Annotated in this window: 20 protein-coding genes; 5 read left to right on the top strand and 15 right to left on the bottom strand. The window is 66.9% G+C overall.

What is annotated here, in order from left to right; all coding sequences use genetic code 11:
• Positions 1-50 precede the first annotated feature (50 nt).
• The gene (locus N5D91_RS03805; protein WP_180853879.1) at positions 51-617 is read right to left on the bottom strand and encodes a hypothetical protein; all 567 of its coding nucleotides are present in this window, start codon (positions 615-617) and stop codon (positions 51-53) included.
• Positions 618-853: 236 nt separating this feature from the next.
• On the opposite strand from N5D91_RS03805, the gene N5D91_RS03800 reads away from it, so the two are divergent.
• Together N5D91_RS03800 and N5D91_RS03795 are read left to right on the top strand one after the other, a co-directional pair.
• On the top strand, positions 854-2,035 hold the full coding sequence (locus N5D91_RS03800) for an efflux RND transporter periplasmic adaptor subunit (RefSeq protein WP_153855417.1): 1,182 nt from the start codon (positions 854-856) through the stop codon (positions 2,033-2,035).
• Positions 2,036-2,037: 2 nt separating this feature from the next.
• On the top strand, positions 2,038-3,981 hold the full coding sequence (locus tag N5D91_RS03795) for a MacB family efflux pump subunit (RefSeq protein ID WP_180853878.1): 1,944 nt from the start codon (positions 2,038-2,040) through the stop codon (positions 3,979-3,981).
• A 328-nt stretch (positions 3,982-4,309) separates the two neighbouring features.
• Here the strand turns inward: N5D91_RS03795 and N5D91_RS03790 are convergent, their stop codons facing one another.
• The 4 genes from N5D91_RS03790 to N5D91_RS03775 all read right to left on the bottom strand — a co-directional run bounded on the left by N5D91_RS03790 (position 4,310) and on the right by N5D91_RS03775 (position 8,860).
• A complete protein-coding gene (locus tag N5D91_RS03790; RefSeq protein ID WP_180853877.1) occupies positions 4,310-5,470 on the bottom strand; it encodes a M23 family metallopeptidase in 1,161 nt (386 codons plus the stop codon).
• Positions 5,471-5,549: 79 nt separating this feature from the next.
• Complete coding sequence (locus tag N5D91_RS03785) at positions 5,550-7,259, bottom strand: diguanylate cyclase (RefSeq protein WP_180853876.1); 1,710 nt, start codon at positions 7,257-7,259, stop codon at positions 5,550-5,552.
• Between the two features lie 112 nt (positions 7,260-7,371).
• A complete protein-coding gene (locus tag N5D91_RS03780) occupies positions 7,372-7,998 on the bottom strand; it encodes a DNA-3-methyladenine glycosylase (RefSeq protein WP_279907092.1) in 627 nt (208 codons plus the stop codon).
• A gap of 220 nt (positions 7,999-8,218) precedes the next feature.
• Positions 8,219-8,860, bottom strand: coding sequence for a TetR/AcrR family transcriptional regulator (locus N5D91_RS03775; protein ID WP_110712439.1), 642 nt, complete (start codon positions 8,858-8,860; stop codon positions 8,219-8,221).
• Between the two features lie 123 nt (positions 8,861-8,983).
• Between N5D91_RS03775 and N5D91_RS03770 the strand changes: the two genes are divergently transcribed.
• Both N5D91_RS03770 and N5D91_RS03765 read left to right on the top strand, forming a co-directional pair.
• Complete coding sequence (locus N5D91_RS03770) at positions 8,984-11,272, top strand: TonB-dependent receptor (RefSeq protein WP_180853875.1); 2,289 nt, start codon at positions 8,984-8,986, stop codon at positions 11,270-11,272.
• Between the two features lie 17 nt (positions 11,273-11,289).
• Positions 11,290-12,186 carry a tyrosine-protein phosphatase gene (locus N5D91_RS03765; RefSeq protein ID WP_180853874.1) on the top strand — a complete coding sequence of 299 codons (897 nt, stop codon included), beginning with the start codon at positions 11,290-11,292 and terminating at the stop codon, positions 12,184-12,186.
• A gap of 98 nt (positions 12,187-12,284) precedes the next feature.
• Here N5D91_RS03765 and N5D91_RS03760 read toward each other — a convergent pair whose 3' ends face one another.
• The 10 genes from N5D91_RS03760 to N5D91_RS03715 form a co-directional block, all read right to left on the bottom strand.
• Positions 12,285-12,542, bottom strand: a complete 258-nt coding sequence (locus N5D91_RS03760) for a hypothetical protein (protein WP_049422212.1) — start codon at positions 12,540-12,542, stop codon at positions 12,285-12,287.
• Positions 12,539-13,891 carry a TFIIB-type zinc ribbon-containing protein gene (locus N5D91_RS03755; RefSeq protein WP_180853873.1) on the bottom strand — a complete coding sequence of 451 codons (1,353 nt, stop codon included), beginning with the start codon at positions 13,889-13,891 and terminating at the stop codon, positions 12,539-12,541. The genes N5D91_RS03760 and N5D91_RS03755 overlap by 4 nt, the downstream gene beginning before the upstream one ends.
• Positions 13,892-13,912: 21 nt before the next feature.
• Positions 13,913-15,052 (bottom strand): SPFH domain-containing protein, encoded by a 1,140-nt coding sequence (locus tag N5D91_RS03750; protein WP_153855410.1) that lies wholly within the window; start codon positions 15,050-15,052, stop codon positions 13,913-13,915.
• A gap of 101 nt (positions 15,053-15,153) precedes the next feature.
• Positions 15,154-16,038 carry an NAD(P)-dependent oxidoreductase gene (locus N5D91_RS03745; protein WP_180853872.1) on the bottom strand — a complete coding sequence of 295 codons (885 nt, stop codon included), beginning with the start codon at positions 16,036-16,038 and terminating at the stop codon, positions 15,154-15,156.
• A gap of 108 nt (positions 16,039-16,146) precedes the next feature.
• The gene (locus tag N5D91_RS03740) at positions 16,147-17,475 is read right to left on the bottom strand and encodes a transporter (protein ID WP_180853871.1); all 1,329 of its coding nucleotides are present in this window, start codon (positions 17,473-17,475) and stop codon (positions 16,147-16,149) included.
• A gap of 46 nt (positions 17,476-17,521) precedes the next feature.
• Positions 17,522-18,271 (bottom strand): hypothetical protein, encoded by a 750-nt coding sequence (locus N5D91_RS03735; RefSeq protein WP_110712432.1) that lies wholly within the window; start codon positions 18,269-18,271, stop codon positions 17,522-17,524.
• Between the two features lie 13 nt (positions 18,272-18,284).
• Positions 18,285-18,989, bottom strand: a complete 705-nt coding sequence (locus tag N5D91_RS03730) for a C39 family peptidase (protein WP_110712431.1) — start codon at positions 18,987-18,989, stop codon at positions 18,285-18,287.
• A 99-nt stretch (positions 18,990-19,088) separates the two neighbouring features.
• A complete protein-coding gene (locus N5D91_RS03725; protein ID WP_180853870.1) occupies positions 19,089-20,405 on the bottom strand; it encodes an adhesin in 1,317 nt (438 codons plus the stop codon).
• Positions 20,406-20,447: 42 nt separating this feature from the next.
• Positions 20,448-21,071, bottom strand: a complete 624-nt coding sequence (locus tag N5D91_RS03720) for a hypothetical protein (RefSeq protein ID WP_110712429.1) — start codon at positions 21,069-21,071, stop codon at positions 20,448-20,450.
• Positions 21,068-21,598, bottom strand: a complete 531-nt coding sequence (locus N5D91_RS03715; protein WP_180853869.1) for a hypothetical protein — start codon at positions 21,596-21,598, stop codon at positions 21,068-21,070. Before N5D91_RS03715 ends, N5D91_RS03720 begins: the two co-directional genes overlap by 4 nt.
• Positions 21,599-21,994: 396 nt before the next feature.
• Between N5D91_RS03715 and N5D91_RS03710 the strand changes: the two genes are divergently transcribed.
• Complete coding sequence (locus N5D91_RS03710) at positions 21,995-23,350, top strand: sigma-54 dependent transcriptional regulator (protein ID WP_180853868.1); 1,356 nt, start codon at positions 21,995-21,997, stop codon at positions 23,348-23,350.
• Positions 23,351-23,396 lie beyond the last annotated feature (46 nt).

Below are 23,396 nucleotides of genomic sequence, written 5' to 3'. Positions count from 1 at the left end.
GTGCTGCGGGTTCGGGGCAAGGGTGGGCAAGGGCGGGATCAGGGGCAGGGTCATCGTCGCCGCTGCATGTCCTGCGCCTCTTCGTTGGCAGCCCAGGCGAGGGTGGCCAGCACCAGCGTGCGCTGCAGGCTGGGTTCCACTGCACCTGCGCCGCGCAGCTGCTGCTGCACCAGGGTGGACACCGCAGGTGGCAGCTTGCTCCAGCGCGATGCCATGGGGGTGGTGTTTACCCGGGCCTGCAGCCGCGAGGCCATGCCTAGGATGGCGCGCAGGCGCAGTGCCAGCAGGGCGACGACCACGAGAGTGGCTAGGGCGAGCAGCAGATGCAGGGTGACGTCGGCGACCGGGTGCGTTGCCGCCCAGACCGCCAGACCCATCAGCGCCAGCGACGCGAGAGCGCCGGAACGGCCGGTGCCACCGGGCCCTTCGCTGCGGAACCCCACCAGGGCGGCCGCCCCGAAGCCCGCCAGCAGCGGGGGTAACGGATCCGGCGTGGCCAGCATCCAGCTGGTGGTCGATGCCAACACGACGGTGATCAACCACGGCGAAGGCGCGCACCACGCCAGGTAGGCACGGCGCACATCGATGGGTGGCAGGTCTGGATGGGAAAGGGACACGGCAGGCGGGCAGTCGGCGAGGCCGACGAGGCTAGCGACCGTTGATGGAGACTCGGTCGAGATTGTGTCGAGATTGCGTGGACGCAGGCCGCAGCATTCAGGCGCGGGGCTGGTGCCTGAACGGCTGCCGTGCCTCCATGCAATCTCCACAGTGGCTCCAAGAAACGTCCATCCGCGGCTTCCAGACTGCGGTTTCGGCGGTCGCACTGGGCGACTGCACGCAGCCGGGCGTTTCGATGAGCAACCGCAGGACCTGGATCATTGCCGCTACGGTGGCCACATTGGCCGCCGGCGCTGGATGGTGGGCGTTTGCCGGCGGCGATGATGCCGCGCTGATCACCGCACCGGCAAGGGTGGCGGATCTGGAGAAGACCGTACAGGCGGTCGGCCGGGTCCATCCCAAGGAGCTGGTGGCGGTGGGTGCGCAGGTGTCCGGCCAGGTCAAGCGCCTGCATGTGGTGCTGGGCCAGCGCGTACAGGCCGGTGACCTGATCGCCGAGGTCGATTCGCAGCCGCAGCGCATCGCGCTGCGCAGTGCCGAGGCGGCCACCAACACGCTGCGCGCCCAGCATGCCGCCAGCCAGGCCCGCTATGCGCAGGCCAGTCGCGCTTACCAGCGGCAGTCGCAGCTGGTGGCGTCGCGCCTGGTGTCACAGGAAGGTTTCGAAGCCGCACGCGTGGCACGCGATGCGGCACGCTCAGAGGTGGCCGCGCTGCAGGCGCAGATCGACCAGGCCGTGACCCAGGTCGAAACCGCACGGATCAACCTGGGCTATACCCGCATTGTGTCGCCCAGCGACGGCTACATCGTGGCCATCGTCACCAAGGCCGGGCAGACGTTGAACTCGATGCAGACCACGCCGACCATCGTGATGCTGGCGCAGATGGATACGATGACCGTGCGCGCCGAGATCGCCGAGGCCGACGTCGAGCTGGTGGCACCGGGACAACCGCTGTGGTTCTCGACACTGGGGCCGAGCGGCCGCCGCTATGAATCCCACCTGCAGCAGCTGGAACCGGCGCCCTCCTCGATTGCCGACGTCGCCACCGGCAATGCGGGTGGCTCTGCGCAGACGCCGAAGGCGGTGTACTACGCTGGCCTGTTCGACGTGGCCAATCCCGGCCTGAAGCTGAAGCCCTCGATGACGGTGAAAGTGACCCTGCAGCTGGCGCGGGTCGCCAACGCGCTGCAGGTGCCATTGACGGCGCTGGCCGATTCGGATGGCAAGGACGGCAGCCGTGGAACCGTGCGCGTGGTGGACACCAAGGGCCGCCCCCAGGAGCGTGCGGTGACGACCGGCCTGCGCACCGCCACCGCCGTGCAGATCCTGTCCGGCCTGCGCGAGGGCGAGAACGTGGTGGTCGGGCAGGCGCCCAGCGGCGGCGAATCTGAACCGACCAGCCTGCTGGGGATGTGAGCATGGCCGACGCACTGCTGGAACTGCATGGCGTATCGCGCGCCTATCGCTCCGCCGCCGGCGAGGTGGTGGTGCTGAAGGACGTTTCGCTGCGCATCGATGCCGGCGAGTTCATCGCCATCATCGGCCCCTCGGGCTCGGGCAAGTCCACGCTGATGAACATCCTTGGCTGCCTGGACCGGCCGACCGAGGGCAGCTATCGGGTGAACGGCGAGGCCACCGAGCAGATGGCGCCCGACGCGCTGGCACGCCTGCGCCGCGAGCATTTCGGTTTCATCTTCCAGCGCTACAACCTGATGGAGAACCTGAGTGCGACCGAGAACGTGGCGCTGCCGGCAGTCTATGCCGGCGTGGAGGCGGACGTGCGCACTGCCCGTGCACGCACGCTGCTGGAAACGCTGGGGTTGGGCGAACGCACCGCGAACCGGCCGAGCCAGCTGTCCGGTGGTCAGCAGCAGCGCGTGTCCATTGCCCGTTCGCTGATGAACGGCGGCGCGATCGTGCTGGCCGATGAACCCACCGGCGCGCTCGATCATGCCAGTGGCCAACAGGTGATGGCCGAGCTGAAGCGCCTGCATGCACAGGGCCACACGGTGATCCTGGTGACGCACGATGCAGCGATCGCCGCCAACGCGGCGCGGGTGATCGAGATCGCCGACGGCCGGGTGGTGGCCGACCGCGGCGAGCGGGGATCGCGTGCTGCGGCTGAAACTCCCGGGGCCGAACGCGGCGCGTCGCCGGTCACCGAGCGCCGCGCACGCATGGACGCGGTTCGCGAAGCCGCACGCATGGCCGTGCGCTCGATGCTGGCCCATCGCCTGCGCACGCTGCTGACCATGCTCGGCATCATCATCGGCGTTGCGGCCGTGGTGACCGTGGTTGCGCTGGGCAAGGGCGCACAGGCGCAGGTCGAATCACAGATCAACGAACTGGGCGCCAGTACGCTGGAGATCTTCCCGGGCGCCGATTTCGGTGACCCGCGCTCGGCGGAGATCGAGACACTGGTGGTGGGCGATGCGGACCATCTTGCGGCCTTGAGTTACGTGGACAGCGTGAGCCCGAACCTGAGCGGATCGGTGGCGGCGCTGCAAGGCAACCGGCGTGCCAACACCCAGGTGCTGGGCGTGGGGGCCGACATGCCGCGCGTGCGTGGGCTGCGGCTGAAGGCCGGCCGTTTCTTCACCGACGCCGAAGTGGATGCGCACCGTGCCGTGGGTGTGGTCGACCAGAAGGCGGCCAAAGCGCTGTTCAGCGGCAGCCCGATCGGCAGCACGGTGCTGCTGGGCGGCATGCCGGTGGAGGTGATCGGTGTGGCCGGGGCCAATGCGTTCGCGGGCGGTGCAACCCCGACGGTCTACGTGCCGTATACCTCGGCGGCCTCGCGGCTGCTGGGCAGCGAGCGCCTGGAGAGCATCACGGTGCGTGTGCGCGACAACGTGCCCACCAACGCCGCCGAAGCCTCGCTGGGTGCCGAGCTGGAGCGGTTGCATGGCCGTCGTGACTTCTTCATCTACAACGCCGACCAGATCCGCAAGGCGGTGATGAAGTCCAGCCAGACCATGGCCGCGCTGGTCTCCGCCATTGCCGCCGTGGCGCTGGTCGTTGGCGGGGTGGGGGTGATGAACATCATGCTGGTCTCGGTGAAGGAGCGCGTGCGCGAGATCGGCGTGCGCCTGGCGGTGGGCGCGCGGCAGGGCGACATCCTGCGCCAGTTCCTGATCGAGGCGGTGCTGATCTGCCTGTTCGGTGGCGTGCTGGGGGTGCTGTTCGCGTTCGGGGTGGGTGCACTGTCCAGCCTGCTGTCGCTGGGTGTGCCGTTCCTGTTCACGGCGGGGCCGGTGCTCGCCGCGCTGGCATGTTCGTCTGCGATCGGGCTTGGCTTCGGCTACTTCCCGGCGCGCAGTGCCGCACAGCTGGACCCGATCCAGGCGCTGGCAGCGGAGTAGGCGCAGGCCCGCTGCAGGACTTGTAGAGCCGAGCCTGCGCTCGGCTGCTCCCCGGCCAGACCACGATGAATCCTGCGCTGCGAGCAGCAAGCCGAGCATGGCTCGGCTCTACACGAGCGGCCGCAGCCGCTGCAGGACATTGTAGAGCCGAGCCGGCGCTCGGCTGCTCTCCGGGCAGGCCACGATGAGCCCTGCGCTGCGCGCAGCAAGCCGAGCATGGCTCGGCTCTACAGGAGCGGGCGCAGCCGCTGCAGGACATTGTAGAGCCGAGCCTGCGCTCGGCTGCTTTCCGGCTCTACAGGAGCATTCTTGCGGTGGAGTGAGCGTGTCAGCGTGGCGGGAAGGCAATGACGATGTCGTTCAGCGGCAGCTGATTCTCACGTGGCACGGCCATGCCGGGCTTCCAGGCCTCCCCTTGGCCGAACAGCTGCGCCTCGCTTTCAGGCCCGAAATCGTCGAAGGCCTGGAAGACGTACGGAATGCCCTCGGAGCCTTCGAACGTGGCCTTGTTGGAAAGCTGGAAGTGCAGATGAGGCGCGGCGGAATTGCCGGACTGGCCGAGCTGGGCCAACGCCTGTCCGCGCTGGACCCGTTGCCCGGGCTCTACCTTGATGCTGCCGGTTCGCAGATGGGCGTAGCTGGCAAACACACCCGGCGAGATTTCCAGGACAACGTAGTTACCGAACAGGCCATCCGCTGTCAGTGAAACGGGTTCCGGTTGCGCGGTCAGCGGCGGATGCTCGGGTTGCCCATCACGGACCGCACGCACGATGCCGTCGGCCACGGCCAGTACGGGGGCGGCATAACCCACCCAGTCCGAATGGCGGGTGTGCTGCAGATCCCGGGCTGTTGGACGCACGGCGCGCCCACGTTCGTCGACGCCGACCAGGTCGAGCGCGAAGCGCTGTGGAATGGTCAGATCACCATTCACCGCCACCAGGCTGCCCCAGTGGTGTGACTGCGCCGCGCCGGGCCCTTCATGGGCCAGCCATCGACCGCCTTGCAGGGGCGGACCGAGCGTCCTCACCGGCGCCGCGTTGACCGCAACGTGGGCGCCATCCAGTTCCACACTGCCGCCGCGCTCGGTGCCCAGCAGCATGCGGTGGCGAAGGATGTGCGGCACGTTACCGGTGGCTGGCAGGGACAGCCACAGGAACACCACCAGGCGCTTTCCCGCTGCAATGGAGATGGCGCCATCCTCTGGAGGCGACGGCCGTACCCAATGGCGCAGGGCAGGGGCATCCAGGCTCAGCAGCGGGGTTTCGGCGTCGTCGCCGAACACCTGCAGCGATTGCGGCTGCAGCGCCCCGGTGTCGCCGTAGTAGTTGGTGATGTGCAGCTCGTAGGCCAGATGGCGCAGACCGTCGCTGCCAACGAAGGGCGTCGGTGCGAAGGGCACCCGTGCTTCGACCGGCGCAGGCGCTGGCGCCGGCAACGCGAGGGAAGGCAGCAGCAACAGCAGCAGAGCCAGGCAGACGCCGCGGGTCATGCGTGTTCCCCCAAAGGCCGACGGTGGCCGCTGCCGAGCATAGCGCTACGCCGGGGGCGCCGGTACACCGGCGGGCGTATCAGGGCGCCGGCCGTGGATGTTGGCGCACGCGTGCGCGCTCGCGATACAGGCGGCTGTCGGCACGCTGCAGGGTATCGGCCACCGACTCGCCGGGGCTGTGATGGGTCGCGCCCAGTGAGAACGGTGTGGGTGACTGTGCAGCCTGCTGCGCATACCACTGCTCGAGCGCGGCCAACCGACCCGGTTCCGGTGCGGTCAGCACCACCATGAATTCGTCGCCGCCCATGCGCACCACGTTCTCCGCCGCCCCCAGCGGCGAGCGCAGGAAGGCGGCGAACTCGACCAGCACCGTGTCACCCCGCGCATGGCCCTGGGTGTCGTTGATCTGCTTGAAATGATCCAGATCGAACATCAGGCAGGCCCAGGGCTGGTCGATCAGTTCGTCCAGGCGGGGCAGGAAGCGGCGGTTGTAGCTCTGGGTGAGTGGATCCTTGAAGGACATCTCGCGCAACTGCTGTTCCTGCATCCGCAGCGCCGTGACGTCCTGCGCATGGCCGAGCACGTAGGGTGGGGTGGCCTCGTTGTCGAGCACGTTGTGATACGCCCAGAAATGCCGGGTACCATCGGCGGCGATCAGCTCGATGACGCCGGCATCGGTGTGGTTGACTGCGATGCGATCAAGATAGGCCTTGAACGCGGCCCGCTTCTCCGGCGGCATCAGGTCGCACAGGCTGCGCCCGATCATGTAGCTCTCATCGAAGCCCAGCGACTGCACGGCTGCCGGGTTCACCGAGGTCAGCACGCCATCCAGCGTGTGCGTGCAGATCAGGCCAAGGCTGTAGTGGAACAGCCGCCGGTAGCGGGTTTCGCTGGCCTCCAGTGCATCCAGCGCGGCGCGCTCCTCGGTGATGTCCTGGATGGCGCCGACCAGCCGAGGCCGCCCATCGATCTGCTGCCGGCCGCCGACCACACGGGTCCAGATGGCCCGTTCATCGGCGGTGGTCATCGGCAACTGCACTTCCCAGGAGATGCCTTCATCGATGCAGCGCTGCACCGCTGTGCGGATGATGTTGCGGCTGTCCTCGCGATAGAACGACAGCGCGGTTTCGAGCGTCGGTTCGAAGTTGCTGCGCACGCCGTGGATCTGCTTGGTCTCGCGGGTCCAGCGGACCTCGTTGCTGGCCAGGTCCATTTCCCAGCCACCCACCCGGGCCGCGCGGTTGGTGCGCTCCAGGAAGTCCTCGCTGCGCTTCAATTCGCGATGCAGGGCCTTGGCCTGGCCGACCTGCGCCATCAGCGTGCTGCGCTGCTCCAGTACCTGGGTGGTGACCCGGGCCAGATGCACCATCAGTTCGCGTTGCGAAGGCGACAGCACGCCGGGCATCGGGTCGAGCAGGCACAGTGTTCCGATGCGCGCGCCGTGCGCCGAGCCGAGTGAGATGCCGGCGTAATGGCGGATGCGTGGACCAGCGGTGACCAGCGGATTGCTGGCGAAGCGCGGGTCCTGGCGCGCGTCGGGAATCTCGAACAGCGTGTCCTGCTGGATGGCATGGGTGCAGAACGAAATCTCGCGTGCGGTCTCGCTGACGCCTTCCAGCCCGATGTTGGCCTTGAACCACTGCCGCTCGTCGGCCACTACCGAGATCAGCCCCATGGTCATGCCGGTGGCGGCACGGGCGGCGGCGACGATCGCATCGAAAACAGGCTCTGGCGGCGTGTCGAGCAGGTGCAGGCGGTCGAGTTCAAGCAGTCGTTCGGCTTCGTCCATGGCGCTTTTCAGGGCAGGGTGGCGAGGGCGGCTTCGGCTGTCGGGCACTACGCTAGTGCGTACCGCGTTATGTATCGCCACGACGGGGTGATGCCGACGTGACGCATCCCGGTCAGGGTTTGCGAAGCCCTCGCGGGGGGAGCGCCGAAACGTGACGGTTGTCGCGAACATGCCAGCGCCAGGGAAAGTCCACCGCACGGGTGATGCCGATACGGGGCCCGACGACCGGGTCGAGTGGCGGTGCGGTGCCATCACTGGCAATGACGATCCCTTGTTGACCGCTCACCAGATCCGCGCCATCGAAGCTGCGGTCCAGCCCGAAGGCCTGCGAGAGCTTGCCGGGACCGCTGGCCAGATCGTGGTCGCGCCGGGCCGCGGGGCGTAGTTCACGCATTCGCTCCAGCCCCGCCAATGGCTCGGCCGCGCGCAGCAGGACGGCGACGCCTTCGCCGATTTCGCCGCAGACCACGTTGCTGCCCCAGTGCATGCCGTAGGTGAAGTAGACATACAGATGGCCGGCCTCGCCGAACATGCTGGCCGTGCGCGGCGTCCGCCCACGGTAGGAGTGTGCGGCTGGATCGATGCTGCCGGCATAGGCCTCGACCTCGACGATGCGCGCCGCGCGACCATCGTCGCGCACCAGCAGTTTGTTGAGCAGCTCCGGCGCAACGTCGGTCGATGGGCGCTGGTAGAAGTGTCGGGGAAGAATCTTCCAATGTTCGGGCAACCCATCCAGCACGGCTGAGGCTCACGTTGCGGTAGAAGCCTGCAGTGTGGCGGCTTCGCGGTGAAGCTGTTGGGTAATGCCGGTCGATTGGCTGGCAGGCGACGCAACGTCTGCATCACGGATGCCTTCCGCCAGCAGCCGCAATGGTGGGCCGCATAGGCTGGGTAGTGCCGGCCGCTGGCCGACAACTTCGTGCCGCCGGGGCACTGCAGATGCCGGCCAGCGGCCGGCACTACTCCATTACACGACCAATCGCATCGGCCAGCAGGGCGCGGACCCGTTCCGGCGGCAGGTCGGGGTCGCGCACGGCACGCATGGCCAGGCCTTCCACCAGCAACCGCAGCAGCAGGGTGCGTCCGGCGATGCCTTCCTCGTCGACGCGCCGGCCCAGATTGAGGTCACGCTGGCGCAGCCAGGCATGGATCGCTGCGCTGGTCTGCTTGTCGTGGGTGCGCAGCACCTCGGCCAGCACAGGGTCGCGGTGAGCCTCGGCGTTGATTTCCGCATACAGCGCCACGCTGGCAATGGCATTGCCGTGGATCGGCAGCACCTCGCCGCGTGCCCATTGCTGGTAGCAAGCGAGCAGGCCATCGACCAGATCCGAGGCCGCCGGCATCTCGCTGATCGAGGCCTGGTCGTGACGCAGCTGGCGTTCGATCAGGGCCAGGATCAGGGCGCGCTTGTTGGCGAAATAGCGGTACATCAGCCCCTGGCTGATCTCGGCCTCGGCGGCGATATCGCCGATGGAGCCGGCATGGAAACCGCGGGTGATGAAGCACTTCTGGGCGGCGTCGAGGATGCGACGGCGCTGGGCTTCGGCATGGGCGGCGGCAGGGGCGTCAGCGGGTACGGCTACGGCGGTTTTCGGCGTCATTGCGTGAAGTCGGGGCGTCCAGAGGCGGGATAGTACGTCACAAAAGGTGTGAATGAACGGTCATTCATTTGTAATTCCCGCCTCCCAGACTGCGCCGGCCTTCTCCTTCCGCGAATGAGTCCGATGCGCCACGCCCTGCTGCACCGCCCGCTGCTCACCCTCGCCATTGCCGCCGCGCTGCCGGCACTGGCCCATGCCGAAGACAGTCCCAGTGCCGACGCCGAGGCATCCGCCGAGGCCGCGCGCACTGTCGTTGCCCTCGACCAGGTGATGGTGACCGCGCAGAAACGCGCCACCAACCTGCAGGAGACACCGATCTCGGTATCGGTGGTCGATGCCGAAGCGCTGAAGGACCGCAGCGCGATTTCGCTGGGCAGCCTGTCCGATGGCTCCATCCCGTCGCTGCGGGTCACGCCGTTCGCTACCCGCAGTTCGGCGCTGAACATCGGCATCCGTGGCATCGGCGCCTCCGGCGACGCCAACCAGCCGGCCCGCGACGCCGGCGTCGGTATCTACGTCGACGGGGTGTTCATGGGCCGCGCACAGGGCCTGGGCAACATGCTCTACGACGTGGAGCGTATTGAAGTACTGAAGGGCCCGCAGGGCACGCTGTTCGGCCGCAATACCGAAGGCGGCGCAGTGAGCATCGTGACCAAGGCGCCCAGCGGCGAATTCGGCGGCAGCGTCAGCGCCGGCGTGTCCAACTTCAGCGGCTACAACAGTGCGCTGCACCTGGATCTGCCCAAGGTGGGCGATGTCAGCTTCAAGATCGACGCCGTGCAGGCCAAGCGTGGCGGCACCACCGACAACCCGATGCGCGGCGAGCGCGACTTCAACAGCTACGACAAGCGCGGCGCACGCCTGAGTGCGCTGTGGCAGCCGAGCGATGACTTCTCGCTGCTGTACGCGTTCGATCGCTCCTACGACGCCACCACGCCGTACCACACCCAGGTGCTGGTGCCGGGCGCGTACCTCAGCCCGTTGCAGAAGGCCGGTGCCAGCCTGGATCGCCGCGACAGCGCGATCCTCGGTGGACCGCAGGAAGACAACATCGGGCGTACCAGCGGCCATCTGTTGAACCTGTCGTGGACGCTGAATGACAACCTGGAGCTGAAGTCGATCAGCTCATACCGTGAACTCACCCAGGGCCAGTTCGACATGGGCCTGGTCGATGCGATTTCGGCCTATGGTGGCGCCGGCACGCCGTTCGGTCGTTACAGCCTGGCGCAGGTCTACCAGCACCAGTACAGCCAGGAATTCCAGCTGATCGGCAATACCTCGCAGGTGCAGTTCCTCGGCGGAGCGTTCTACTACCACGAGACTGCCGGTGACAATGCGCAGACCCCGAACATGCTGGTCTGGGGGCCGGGTGGCAACAGCTACACCGTGAATCCGGCGACCAACCCGCTGGATCTCTCGCGGGTACGCATCGACCGCGCCAGCAAAGCGTGGACGGACAGCCTGGGCGTGTTCGGCCAGGCCACGTGGACGCCGGAAGCACTGCAGCGCCTGCACCTGACTGCCGGCGGTCGCTACACCCGTGACGACAAGAAGGGCAGTCTGTACACCGTCAACGGCGCGGCGACGAATCTCGCTTTCAAGGACCGCTGGAGCCGTTTCGACCCGATGGTCAACATCGCCTACGACCTCGGCGAGCACGCGATGGTCTACGCCAAGTACAGCACGGGCTTCAAGGCCGGTGGTGCCAACTCGCGCTCGACCAACTACACCGCGTTCGGTCCGGAAGAAGTGACCGCCTACGAGCTCGGCTTCAAGTCGCAGTTCTGGGACAACCGCGCCCGCCTGAACCTGGCGCTGTTCGATTCGACCATCGCGCACAAACAAATGGACTTCTCGCTGCCGTTCGACCCGAACAGCGGCGAAACCCGCACCACCATGGTCACCACCAATGCACTGAGCGATGGCAAGTCCCGGGGTGCGGAGCTGGAGTTCAACGTGATGCCGGTGGACAACCTCACGCTAGGCCTCAACTACGCCTACACGAAGATCGATGCGCAGACAGCAACCGACCCGTTCGGTGCGGGCGTGCAGGTGACCGTGCAGCCGCTGTTGGCGCCGAAGAACGCGGGCAGCCTGTCGGTCGACTATCTGGTCCCGTTCGCCAACTTCTCGGCGCTGAAATTCCATGTGGACGGCAACTGGTCCGATGGCTACTACACCAGCGAGTACGACCAGATGCTGACCGACAGCTCGTTCGTGGTGAATGCACGGGTGGCGCTGGTGGATGTGCCGGTCAACAGCACCGGCACCACCATGTCGTTCTCGCTGTGGGCACGCAACCTGCTGGATGAGCAGCACCTGTTCTACAAGCTCAACAGCCCGGCGCTGGGCCAGACCGGCATCTTCAATGACCCGCGCACCTTCGGCCTGGACGTGGCCGTCAACTTCTGATTCGAACGGAGAACTCCATGAAGCACCGCTCTACCGAACTTGTCCTGGCCCTGATGCTCAGCCTGCCGCTGGCCGTGACCGCCGTTGCTGCCGATGCACCGCAGGCCACCGCCGCAAAGCCGACGGCCGCTGCCAACGTGAAGCCGGTCGCTGCCGACGCGCAGCGGGTGATCCCGCTGCAGGGAGCCTGGAACGTGCGCACCTTCGCCGGCCTGCAGGGCCGCCATGGCCCGATTCCGGCCGATGCGTTCGTGCGCACCGCCGATCTCGGCCGCCTCACCGATGCCGACCGCGACGCCCTGGCCGCGGCCGGCGTGAAGCTGGACATCGACCTGCGCACCGCCGATGAGGAAGCGCAGTCACCGGACCTGCTGGCCAGGGATGATCGCTTCGACTACCAGCGCATCTCGCTGATGGGCACGGAGAAGATGGACCTGCAGAAGATGATGACCAGCTTCCCCGATTCGCTCGGCGAAGCCTATGTGCAGTGGCTGGGCCACAGCCAGCCGCAGTTCAAGCAGGTGTTCCAGCGCATCGCCGCGCAACAGGATGGCGCCGTGCTGTTCCATTGCACGGCCGGCAAGGACCGTACCGGCATCATCGCTGGCCTGCTGCTGGACCTGGCGGGCGTGCCAAAGGCCGAGATCGTGCACAACTACGCGATCTCCGCGCACTATCTGGAAGGGCAGCCGAAGGACAGTGCGATGAACGCGCAGATCATGGCGCTGATCAAGCAGAACCCGCAGATCGCCCGCAAGATGGCTGGCATGTCCGGTACCGCACCGGACAACATGGAACAGTTCCTGGCGGCACTGCACAGCCAGTACGGTGGTGCAGAGGGCTACCTGAAGTCGATCGGGGTCAGCGAACAGGAGATCCAGCAACTGAAGGTGCGGCTGGGGCAGGCCGGCTGAGGGTAGTGCCGGCCGCTGGCCGGCTCCCCGGTGACGTCAAGCGAACGAGGCAATGCCTGCCAGCGGCCGGCATTGCCGCAGCCAGGTACGGCCTGGCCCTACCGGTCGGGCTTTACCCTGGCAACCCGTATCCGGTACTGGTACACGTTGTCGCCTTCGATGCGCGTGGCCTCCGTGCCACGCACCTGGCCGACCTTCTGGTTCGAACCCGTGACCGGCTTCGCCTGCACCTCGGTTTCGTGTTCGAAGGAATGCGATTTGTCGGTGTTGCGGTAATAGCGGTACAGCGCCCAGTACAGCGCAGTTGCGCCGGCCGGACCTGCCGCCAACAGCCAGAGGCCGCTATCGTCGCTCATGAGGTCGCCATCAGGATGAGGATTGCCAGTGCTTCGATGACCGTGCCGGCCGTCAGCGCCGCCAGCAGCATCTTCCACTGCTGCACGGGCACGCTGCCCATGGTCTCGCCGGTGCGGCCGTTCACGGCGATGTAGTGCAGCATGCCGCCGTTCTTGCCGGGCTGGTGGTACGAGTAGAGCCAGACCGGCAGGTACATCGACACCCAGCGGGTGCCATGCACTTCCAGCTGTTCCTGCTCCCAGCGCACGCCGCGGTTGTAACCGCGCACCGAGGACTCCACCTGCGATCGAGCAATCGACAGCAGCTGGTCCTCCAATCGTGGCCGCAGCGCCTCCACGTCCAGGTTGCGCTTCTCCGAGGTGAAGCCGGCCAGGTACGAGGCGTTCCACTTCACCGCGTTCTTGGTATCGAACGGCAGGATGGTGTTGATGATGTTGTTGGTGTTGGCGCGGATATCCAGATTGCCGCGTTCTGCGGACGATTCCAGCGGCAGATCATCGACCGTGAAGTCGACCTGGCGCTCGATCTGGTAGATGTCAGCGTCATACACGGTGCGCTTGTTCTTTTCGCTGCCCACCGTGTACTGGCGGGTCTGGATCTCGCCCTTGCCGGCCACGGCCGCGCTGACATTGCTGTCGACGATCATGTAGGGCAGGAACACACCCACCACGTTTTCCGGGGTGAACTGTTCCTTGAACGCCTTCAGCGCGAACAGCCGGCGCTTGTCGACGAACTGGCGGATGCGCGCGACCGCATCGTCCTTCTTGATATGGAAGGGCAGTACCGCATCAGGCACCGCGCCATTGCTGATCTGTTCGTTGACGCCGAACACATGGCGGCACCAGTGGCAGCGCGCCGTCATCGTGCTCTCGGTGTTGACCGTGACTTCGGCGCCGCAGCCTGTGCACTTGAAGGTCATCAACGCCGAGGTGTCGGCATCGATGTCGCGTGCGCCGGAGGCGATGACGGTGCCGCGCAGCTGGTCGATGGCCTCGCCCAGCCCGAACTCCTCCTCGACCCGCGCACCATGCCATTCGTGACGGCAGTACAGGCAGACCAGGATATCGGTACCGGCCTTGGGCCGGATGTCGGTGGCGCCGCACTTCGGGCAGCGGTTGAGGCCGTCCTTCAGCTCGCTGGCCGAAGTATCGATGGCCACAGGATCGGACGCTTCCACTTCATCGCGGATGGCCTGCGGCAGCGTCGAGGTGTCCAGCGGGAAGCTGCCGGGCAGGGGAGGCACGTCCTGCGGCGAACCCGGCCCATTCAGCGACGCCGCCGGCAAGGGCGGTGGCGTCGCGGGCGCGGATCCGGGCAGCGGCGGTGGGCCGTTTCGGGGATCGGACATGTTGGTTGCGTGCCCTGCCGGTTACAGGCCCAGTGCCTTGGCTTTCAGAGCGTCGTAGTCGCTCTGGGTGATCAGGCCCAGGTCCAGCATTTCCTTGGCCTTCTTCAGCTTGGCGACCGGATCGTCGGCAGCCGGGGTGACCGGCTGCTGCATGCCGCCGACACCGAACATGCCCGAGGCCATGCCGACGCCGACCAGGCCTGCCGCGCCGCCGTTCTCACCGGCTGACTGGATGCCCTGGGCGACGCTGGCCTGCAGGTTGGAATTGCCGCGCGAACCGGACAGCGCATCGGCGCGCTGCACGGTCTTCAGCAGTTCGCGGGTATTGGCGTCGTACTCGATCGAGACGATGGCGGTCTTGACGATGGCCAGGCCGCGATCGGACTTCCACTGGTAACCCTGCTCGACCGCGGCCGACAGGCTCTGCGCGAAGCCCAGCGAGTCCTGCTGCAGCTTGGTGATGCGGTTGCCCTTGCTCGGATCGTTCGTGTACAGGCTGAAGGCGGGAGCCAGCGAACCGACCACTTCATTGAACAGCTGGCTGGCGGCGGCGTTGTCCAGGTCGGTGAAATCGAACACCTGGCCCGGCTGCAGGTAGCTGGCCGGCACGAAGTTCTTCACGAACAGGATCGGGTCGACGATCTTCAGCGTGTAGGAGCCGCGGGTGACCGCGCCGACCTGGGTATTGAGGAAGCCGTCGTCCCAGTAGATTTCCGACTGGGTGCCGAAGCGGTTGTCCGGCAGCTCCTTCAGCGAGACGAAGTACGCGGCCTGCTGCGAACCCGGCTGGCCGCCGAACTTGAAGCGCTCCCAGCTCTGCTTGATGAAGGTGCTGACCAGGCCGTCTCCGGCGAAGATCGACTGCGAGTTGAGATCGTCCGAACGCCACTCGTAGCCGCCCGGTTCGGCGACAAACGCGGTGATCGCGCCGTCCTGGAACAGCAGCAGGCCATAGCCCTCCGGCACGATGATCTTCGAGCCGTTGGTGATGATGTTGGACGAGCCGCTGGTGTTGGAACCGCGGCCGGCATTGGTGCCCTGCGGCACCGCCGCGAACAGGGCCGCCGTGGACGGCAGGCCCGTCGGCACGGTGTAGAAGTCCTTCCACTGGTCGGCCAGCACACCGCCTACCGCACCCTTCACCGCCTGTACCAGACCCATGTCCAACTCCCTGTGATTCGAGGGCAGGCACCGTGCCTGCCGAGCTTGGCTGAATATAGCAGCGGCCGGGGGCGGCTGTGGTGCCGGAACATGAATCCGTATCAAGCGCCGCTGTCAGCGCCCTGGACCTGCCGGATCGCCTGCACGACGGCTGCCATGTCCAGCCCACCCAGCCCCATCTGCTGAGTGCGGGCGAACAGCGCGTCGCTTGCTTCGATCAAGGGCGCCTGTACGCCGGCGCTGCGGGCGGCTGCCGCCACCAGCTGGCTGTTCTTCAGCACGTCGGTAATGGAAGCCTGCACTGTAAAGTCGTCGCGGATCATCTTGTCCAGCTTGATCCGCGAAACCTCACTGGCCATCGGCCCGGCGTTGAGTACCTGGGCAAAGCGCTCCAGCGCGATGCCATGTGCCTCGGCGAAATGCACGGCTTCGGCCAGACCGGTGACCAGGGTGATCAGGAACAGGTTCACCGCAAGCTTCATCTGCAGGCCTGCCGGGACCTCGCCACAGGCGACAATCTGCCGCCCCAACGAGGCCAGCAAGGGCGCTGCCTCGGCCAGATCTGCTTCGTTGCCTGCCAGCATGACCACCAGCTGTGCCGCCTCGGCCTGCAGGCGTGACCCGGAGACCGGCGCTTCGACATAGCGCCCACCTGCGCGACGGACCTGATCGGCCAGCGCCCTTGAGTAGGCGGCGGAGCTTGTGCCCATGTTGATGAGCAGATGCCCTTGCACGCGCGCGTCGAAGTCATCGGAACCGCGCAGCAGCACGGCGTCGATGGCTTCATCGTTGGCCAGCATCATGATGATCGTGTGGCAGGCGTTGAATACCTCCTGCACGGATCCGGCGCGCTCTATGCCCGCCGAGCGCGCTGCCTCGTCGTTGTGGCTGGAGCGTGACCATGCCAGTACACGGTTCCCGGCGCGGGCCAGGTTGACGGCCATGGGCGTCCCCATCACGCCTAGACCGATGAATCCGATGGACATGGTGCGACCCACGCGACAGGAAGGAAGACCATCATGACCCAGAACCGCGCCGGATTGAGTGCATGGGGGGCGCGTGAAGCATGGCCATTGATACCGTTCAGTTCATTTCTAGAGCATGTAAGGGATCTTGAACGCCAACGTGAAGTCCGGTGCATCCGGGGTCAGCCCGATGCCGAGCAACGTCACCAACGTGGTGTGCTGGTTCAACGCATAGGTCACGCCCAGGTTCAGTGACGCCGCGTTGGCATCGCTGCCGATCACCTTCATCCACTTGCCGCCCTGGAAGCGGGTGGAGGCGCGGGCACTGATGCGGTCACTGAAGGACAGGCTGAGGCTGGTGCGTTCGTTGAAGGCGAATGCCACGCCCGCGCCGAAGTACACCGAACCACCCAGCTTCACGTCGCCCGGGTTGACCGTGTCCGGATTGCTGTCGATGTCACTGAAGCCCCGCGGGAACGAGTGCACGTAGCCCAGGTTGGCGAACAGGATGGCCGGGTCGGCGGTCTTCACCATCGACAGGCCGACGTTGGCCTGCCAGACACCATTGCCGGTGGGTTGCTCGCGCGGCACGGCGAAGCGGATGTAGTCGTCGTCATCCCGCTCGATCACCTTCCAGTCCAGGCCGTAGGGCGCACGCCCGGTGGGGGCGGTGACACCGGCGGTGAGCACGGTCTCCGGGCGCCAGCCGCGTTCGCCGAACAACCGGTAGTTCGCGCTCAGGCCGATATCACCCAGGCCGTTGCCGTTGGTCTCTTCCTGTGCAATGGCGGCGGCTGCTCCGCCGGCGCCGCCTTTCTGGTACACCGTGCGCCGTGCGAGGTAGGGCACGTCCAGGTTCAAAGTCAGGTTCGGGCTGACGCCCCAGCGAGCGGCCAGGTTGTAGGTGAGCGAATCGGATTCGACGTTCTCGATGGCGATGTTGCCGAGGAAGATCGCGTCCAGGGCCAGGAAGCCATTGAGGGTGAGCTGCTTGCGGTCGTAGCGGGCGTAGGTGAGGCTGTTCTCGATGGTGAAGCGGCGTGAGAACAGTGCAGACTGCTGCTGCTTCACGTCGTCCACGCTGCGCCGCGACTCCTGCCTGGCCTGCTGCGCCTCGGCGGCGGTGCTGGCGTATCCCTCGCTGCCCGGCGGAACGGCTGCACCACTCTGTAGAGTCGAGCCATGCTCGACTGCCGTGCCCGTGCCCGTGCCCGTGCCCGCTGCCGATCCTGGCCCGATGGCCGCCGTACGCCCACTCAAGCGCGCCTGCATGGCCTGCACCTGCATGTCCAGTTCGCGCAGGCGCCGCACTTCCTGTGCGTAGTTGGATTTCAGCTGCTCCAGCTGGTTGGCCAGTGCCTGCACGTCCGCGCCGTCGTCGGCCGTCGGCGCTGCAGCCAGGGCGGTGCCCGCCAGCGCCGCCAGCGCCAACGGGGTGATCCTCATCAGGGTGTGCATGTTCGTGTCCTGCGTTGTGGAGCGTCTCCCCCAATGCCGTGCCGTGCTACTGGCCCGGCCCCATGCCGCGGTTCAGCGCGATTGCCTGGGCCACGTTCTGGCTCAAGGGCAGGTTGCCGCCCACGGTGTCGCGTACCAGTTCCAGCCGCAGCTGGTTGCTGGCTATCTGGCCATCACCGGCGAGGGCGATGCCCTGGCCGACGCTGCCATTGCGGATCCATTGCTGTACCAGGCCCTGGCCATCCACCTGCAACTGCAGGCGCAACTGGTTGCCATCGAGTACAGCGGTGGCGGTGGCGCCGGACTGTTGCGTACTGACCGAACGCGCGTCGCCGCCTGGCAATGTGGGCACGCCGCCATCGCGTACGGTCAGCGTGGTGGCATTGCGTGCGCTGTTGCCATCGCCGGCCACCTGCACGCTCTGCACCAGCCCGCTGACGTTGGCCAGGCCACTGCTGTCGATGGTGCGGCCGTGTGTTCCGGGCAAGGGCGCGTCAGCGGCGGTGACGTGCACGCTGGGCTGGAAACTCAGCTTCGGCGAGCCGCCGCCGCGGAAGTCCATGCCCAGGGTCAGGGCACCCTGCAGGGTCGTGCCATTACCGGCCTGCCACTGCGAGACCATCGTTACCCCGAACCACGCCACGGTATTGCCGCCGACGGTGTAGCGGCCGCGCATCAGGTTCAGTTCGGGGTCCGGAATTTCCTTGAGGCCGTGGCCAGGCGCGCCCTCTGCCGCTTGCAGGGGCAGGGCAGGGATCGCCAGCAGCAGGACGATCGGCAGGGAGTGACGGAACATGGACGCACCTCCTTCAGAACAGGTCGGCATGGCTGAAGCCGAAGTCGACCAGCTCGGCATCGGTGATCGGCCCCTGCCGCGCGTAGAGCGCGCGGGCACTGGGCCGTTCGCTGGGTTGCAGCAGAACCGTGTTGCGATCGAAATCGCTGCCGATCACCACGAATACCGCTCGCGATGGCCATGCAGCGAGGAACTCGGGCAGCGCCAGGCTGCGGTTGCCAAGGATGGGATCAGCGACCTCGACCACACCGTCGCGAACCTGCTTGAGCACCACGAAATGACGGAAGCCGCGCACGTCCATCAGCACCAGCCCCGGCACGCGCAGGGTGCGCAGGCGAGCCTCGTCGATGCGGTAGCCGCGTCCGCGCATGCCCAGCGATTCCACGTAGCGCTTGATGTCGAGCAGCGAGAAGCCGCGCTCGGCGACCAGCGCCGGATCGGAGACCCCCATCATCCCCTCGATCACCGTCGCTTCATCGGTATCCAGGTGATAGGCATGGCGCAGGATCGTCGCCAGAGCGGCCGCGCCGCAGCTGTAGTCGGTGTGCTGGCGCACCACGTTGCGGTAGCGCCGCTCCTGCATGCTCTCCACCTTCTGCTGCAGCAGTGCCCCGTTGGGCAGCACGCCACTGAAGCGGACATCGCCCGCCCACGCCGATGCCGTACCCAGCAGCAACAGGCAGGGCAGCAGGCGCAGTGAGCGTCGGCAACGGATCATCACGTTCTCCGGCAGCAGGGGGGAGCCCCTGTCCCAAGGGGGAGGAGGAACAGGGGCTCCCGGGAACCCGGCCATTGGCGGACGGCCGGGGTGTTGCGCTTACTCGCCGCTGCCACCACCGCCGCCGGTGCTGGGCTGGGCGACGGCCAGGGCCAGGCTGTTGGCCTGCAGGTTGCCGGTGCCGGACGCCACGTTCACGCCGATGTTGCCGGAGGCGCCCGAGAAGGCACTGCCCGACAATGCCGAGGTGTTGGTGGCATCGACGTTCACCCAGCGCGTGGTGCTGACCGTGCCGCTGAGGCTGGCGTACAGGTCGGCCACGCCCAGTTCGACGAACTGGCTGGTGCCGCTTTCACGCGTATCGAAGCCCAGGCCACCGACCCCCGGACGATTCGGGTTCATCGTGGCGTTCTGGATTTCGTTGTCCAGATCGATGTGGCCGGTGCTGTTGCCACCCGGGTGCGGCAGCTCGCCATTCCAGGTATCCAGGTAGTAGTTGGCCATCTGGTAGGCGTTGCCGGTACCGCGGTAGGTGCCCGCGCCATAGGCCAGGGTCAGGCCGCTGACGCCGCCATGCATGCCGACCTGCACGGTATCGGTGTACGACTTCACGAAGCCGGCGTTGCTGACCGTGTTGCCGGTGGAGACCTGGTTGGAGCTGATGCTCGACTGCGCCACCGCCGTGGTCGCGACCGAGGCGGCGAGCGCGTTCTTCTGCTCGTTGTTGTTCCCCGAGGCGATGTTCACGCCGATGTTGCCCGATGCGCCGCCGAAGGCATTGCCACCGAGGCTGGCGGCATTGGTGACGCCCGAGTTCTGGGTGACGTTGCCGAAGCCAGCCTGGTTGACGAACACCTCGGCGCCAGCCATGCCGAAGCTGAAGGACGCGTCGGCCGCGGACAGCGACGCGGCATTGTCCTGGGCGTTGTTGTCGCCGGACACCACGTTGAAGCCGAGATTGCCAGAGGCACCGGCACCGACGCTGTCACCGATCGAAGCGCGGTTGGTGACCAGGCTGTTGCTGGTGGCGTTGTTGCTGATCGACTGGCGGTTGTCGATCACCGCGATGGCCGCGGAGTCGAGGTCGATGTCGCCGGTGATGTTCGGGTCACCGGAGAAATTGACGTCGGTGCTGAGGCGCAGGTCTTTCTCCAGGTTCACGTCGACGCCGTGGTTGTTCTTTTCCTTGCGCTCGTCGGCCTGGATGTTGCTGTGCTTCTGCACATTGACGTTGACGGTGCGGTTGCGTACGTCGTTGTCGGTATGGTTGTGGGTGTCGTTGCGGGTTTCGCTGACGGTGTGGTTGTGGTTGATGTTCGCGTTGGCGTTCTGGTTGTCCCAGCCATTGGCCGCAGCGGCGGTCGAGGCAGTGGCAATCGCCATGGCGAGCATGGTCTGTTTGACGGTCGCTTTCATGGTGCCCTCTCTCTCATCGGGTGGTGCATCGGTGGGTGGTTGTCACGGACGGTCCTGCACGACCAGGCCCAGCACATTGGCCGTGTCGTTGCCGCTGCCCGCGATCTGATTGAGTTGCAGGACCCCGTCGAATCCCCGCAGTGCGGTGCTGGCTACACCGGCGCTGCGGGTGCCCGTCGCGACGCCGTGACCGGCGTCGTCCCGCCCCCCTGCCAACGCGGAACCTTCTGCGGCCAGGGCCGTGTCGTCGGTTTCGCGTATGCCCTGTCGGGCCAGCGTCGCGCTGACGACGTTGAGCGTCGTGTTGGCGATGCCGCTGGCCTGGTTGATTGAAGCGATGCCGCTGGCACCGGCCAGCGCGTTACCGCCGATCTGCGCGGAGGCAGCCAACGGTGCCGACAGCACCCGGTTGCCTTGCTGCAGTTGTTGCGTGCTGATCGCCACCTCGGCGCGTTCGCCCCGGGCGATGCCACGCAGATTGACCTGGAGGTTCAGGTCGCCCGCCGCCTGGTTCACGGCGATGGCCCCGCTCGAGCCGGCCAGGGCGCGGCCGTCGATGCGGGTCACGTCCAGGTACGCGAGCATGCCACTGTAGTCGTCGGCCATCGCCGGCAGGGGCGTGGCACCCAGCCCGAGCCCCAGCAGCAGCCAGCACAGGCGCCTCATTTGCCACCTGCCGGGGCCGTGCCCTGCAGCGGGATCTGACCCAGTGCGCCACGCACCGTATCGGCAATGCCGCGGGTACTGTTGCCGACGGCGCCCAGCGGTCCACTCATGGCGCCGCCGAGGCTGCTGCCGACCATGCCGTCGCTGCTGCGTCCCAGGGTGCTGCCCAGGGCCTGCTGGGTGACCCGTTCGACCGTGGTGCCGCCAGGTGCGGCCATGGGCCTGGCCTGGCCCGCGCCCATTCCGGCGTAGTCCTCGTCGCTGAGTTCGTCCATCCCGATGGCAGGGCCACCCGCTCCCAGTGCAGCGGCGATTTCGCGCTGCGGCTTCGGATCGGCGATCAGCGCCATGCCCGGCGGTGCCATGCGATAGGCCGGCCGCGCGGAGACATCTCGCAACAGGACGATTTCGCCCGGCTGCGGCTTCACGCCCTGGCGTGCGCCGGAGGCGGATGCACTCGTGACGATCGCCAGCAGGGTGAATCCCAGCGACGCAGCCAAGCCACGAATCAGGGTGGTGCCGTCCATGCCGATCTCCCGCGATGGGTGCGGCGGATCCACGCATCAACCGTGCCAACGTCGAAAGTCCTGCGCGCCAAGCGGGGAGACAAACGACGGCGCGATGGGGTGGCCCCGGTGTGTTACAGCGGCGTCGCAGAAATGTTGGGATTCCGCAGCGCCAAGCGCTGCGGGGCAAGGTGGCGGGATGACTGTCGCATTCCTGTTACAGCGACCGGCGCAGAGTGCAACGGTGCAGCTTCAGGTGCGTATTTCTTGACGCGCTGCTCATTGCAACGCCGTTTAGCGGGGCGCTAGCATCCGCCCAACAAAGGCCGCCGTGGTGGCCGTAGGGGTCCCGGCGGAGGGCGGCACGCCGGCGATTGGCTGACAGTCCGCCGACGGTGTCCGGATGCTGGGGGAAGCATGGCAGCGGTCCCGGAAGTTTCTGCATCGCGTTGCGTGCTCTGGTTTGGCCAGCCGCTGGCGAGCGAGCGCAGCGCGATGGCGGCTGCAGGCTGGTACGTGCGCAGCATCCACCCTGATCCTGCGATGGCGATCGGCTTGCGCGGCCGTGACCGATTGCTTGCCGTGCTGGATCTGCGCCATCTGGATGCCACCGACCTGCATTTGCTTGAGCCGTGGATCGAGCAGCATCTGCATCTACCGTGGCTGGCGGTTCTGCCACCGGGTGCCGGCGTCACACCACCGGCGTGGTTGCCCCTGCTGCAGCGCTGCCTTGCACGGTTCACCCTGCCGTTCGGGCTGCAGGACCTGGTCTGCGCGATACGCCAGCAGTTCGATGCGGATGATCCCTCGATCGATGCGGCCTGTGGCGGGCAAGGGCCGCGTGCGCTGATTGGCGAGAGTCCTGCGCTGCATGCGGTGCGCGCAGTGCTGCACAAGTTCGCCCCGGTGGAACTGCCGGTGCTGGTCACTGGCGAGACCGGTACTGGCAAGGAGTTGGCGGCGCATGCGCTGCACGCGCTGTCGGGTCGCGCGGGCAAGCCGTTCATCGCGGTCAACTGCGGGGCCATTCCGGCCAGCCTGGTGCAGTCGGAGCTGTTCGGCCACGAACGCGGTTCGTTCACCGGCGCCGACAAGCGCCAGATCGGCGTGTTCGAGTCCGCACACGGCGGCACGGTGTTCCTGGATGAAGTCGGCGACCTGCCCGCCGAGGCGCAGACCAGTCTGCTGCGCGTACTGCAGGAGGGCACTTTCGAGCGCGTCGGCAGCAGCCAGTCGTTGCGCGCGGATGTGCGGGTGCTGGCCGCCACCCACGTGGAACTGGAACAGGCGGTGGCACAGGGGCGGTTCCGCAGCGATCTGTACTACCGTCTGAACGTGCTGCGCCTGCTGATGCCACCACTGCGCGAACGCGGTGCTGATGTGCAGCTGCTGGGCGAACACTTCCTGCGCTGCTTCCGGCTGCGCCACAGCGTGCGCGCGCGTGGCTTCTCGCCAATGGCGCTGCAGGCGATGCGGCGTTTCGGTTGGCCCGGCAATGTTCGCGAGCTGCTCAACCGGGTACAACGGGCGGCGATCATGGCCGAAGGCGAGCTGATCAGCGAGCGTGACCTGGAACTGGGGGAGCCGGCACAGGCGCTGCCCAGCGCCATGCTGCACGATGCCCGCGGCCAGGCCGAGCGCGATGTACTGCTGCAGACCCTGCGCCAGACCGGCTACAACGTCTCCGAGTGTGCGCGGCAGATGCAGATCTCGCGCGTGACGGTGTACCGGCTGTGCCGCAAGCACCGGCTGGAGCTGCCGGCGCAGCGTTGAGCCGGGTTGACGCGGCGGGGCGCTCCGCCCACCCTTCGGTCAACGC

The sequence above is a fragment of the Stenotrophomonas sp. GD03794 genome (genome assembly GCF_029842145.1).
Classification (GTDB): domain Bacteria; phylum Pseudomonadota; class Gammaproteobacteria; order Xanthomonadales; family Xanthomonadaceae; genus Stenotrophomonas; species Stenotrophomonas riyadhensis.
This window is presented reverse-complemented; position numbering and strand designations above follow the sequence as displayed.

What these genes read in the sequence shown, in the direction of transcription:
- N5D91_RS03740 (WP_180853871.1), bottom strand. Translation starts at nt 17,475, where the DNA reads ATGCACACCCTGATGAGGATCACCCCGTTGGCGCTGGCGGCGCTGGCG.
- N5D91_RS03760 (WP_049422212.1), bottom strand. Translation starts at nt 12,542, where the DNA reads ATGAGCGACGATAGCGGCCTCTGGCTGTTGGCGGCAGGTCCGGCCGGC.
- N5D91_RS03790 (WP_180853877.1), bottom strand. Translation starts at nt 5,470, where the DNA reads ATGACCCGCGGCGTCTGCCTGGCTCTGCTGCTGTTGCTGCTGCCTTCC.
- N5D91_RS03755 (WP_180853873.1), bottom strand. Translation starts at nt 13,891, where the DNA reads ATGTCCGATCCCCGAAACGGCCCACCGCCGCTGCCCGGATCCGCGCCC.
- N5D91_RS03775 (WP_110712439.1), bottom strand. Translation starts at nt 8,860, where the DNA reads ATGACGCCGAAAACCGCCGTAGCCGTACCCGCTGACGCCCCTGCCGCC.
- N5D91_RS03730 (WP_110712431.1), bottom strand. Translation starts at nt 18,989, where the DNA reads ATGATCCGTTGCCGACGCTCACTGCGCCTGCTGCCCTGCCTGTTGCTG.
- N5D91_RS03745 (WP_180853872.1), bottom strand. Translation starts at nt 16,038, where the DNA reads ATGTCCATCGGATTCATCGGTCTAGGCGTGATGGGGACGCCCATGGCC.
- N5D91_RS03770 (WP_180853875.1), top strand. Translation starts at nt 8,984, where the DNA reads ATGCGCCACGCCCTGCTGCACCGCCCGCTGCTCACCCTCGCCATTGCC.
- N5D91_RS03795 (WP_180853878.1), top strand. Translation starts at nt 2,038, where the DNA reads ATGGCCGACGCACTGCTGGAACTGCATGGCGTATCGCGCGCCTATCGC.
- N5D91_RS03800 (WP_153855417.1), top strand. Translation starts at nt 854, where the DNA reads ATGAGCAACCGCAGGACCTGGATCATTGCCGCTACGGTGGCCACATTG.
- N5D91_RS03720 (WP_110712429.1), bottom strand. Translation starts at nt 21,071, where the DNA reads ATGAGGCGCCTGTGCTGGCTGCTGCTGGGGCTCGGGCTGGGTGCCACG.
- N5D91_RS03725 (WP_180853870.1), bottom strand. Translation starts at nt 20,405, where the DNA reads ATGAAAGCGACCGTCAAACAGACCATGCTCGCCATGGCGATTGCCACT.
- N5D91_RS03710 (WP_180853868.1), top strand. Translation starts at nt 21,995, where the DNA reads ATGGCAGCGGTCCCGGAAGTTTCTGCATCGCGTTGCGTGCTCTGGTTT.
- N5D91_RS03735 (WP_110712432.1), bottom strand. Translation starts at nt 18,271, where the DNA reads ATGTTCCGTCACTCCCTGCCGATCGTCCTGCTGCTGGCGATCCCTGCC.
- N5D91_RS03765 (WP_180853874.1), top strand. Translation starts at nt 11,290, where the DNA reads ATGAAGCACCGCTCTACCGAACTTGTCCTGGCCCTGATGCTCAGCCTG.
- N5D91_RS03715 (WP_180853869.1), bottom strand. Translation starts at nt 21,598, where the DNA reads ATGGACGGCACCACCCTGATTCGTGGCTTGGCTGCGTCGCTGGGATTC.
- N5D91_RS03750 (WP_153855410.1), bottom strand. Translation starts at nt 15,052, where the DNA reads ATGGGTCTGGTACAGGCGGTGAAGGGTGCGGTAGGCGGTGTGCTGGCC.
- N5D91_RS03785 (WP_180853876.1), bottom strand. Translation starts at nt 7,259, where the DNA reads ATGGACGAAGCCGAACGACTGCTTGAACTCGACCGCCTGCACCTGCTC.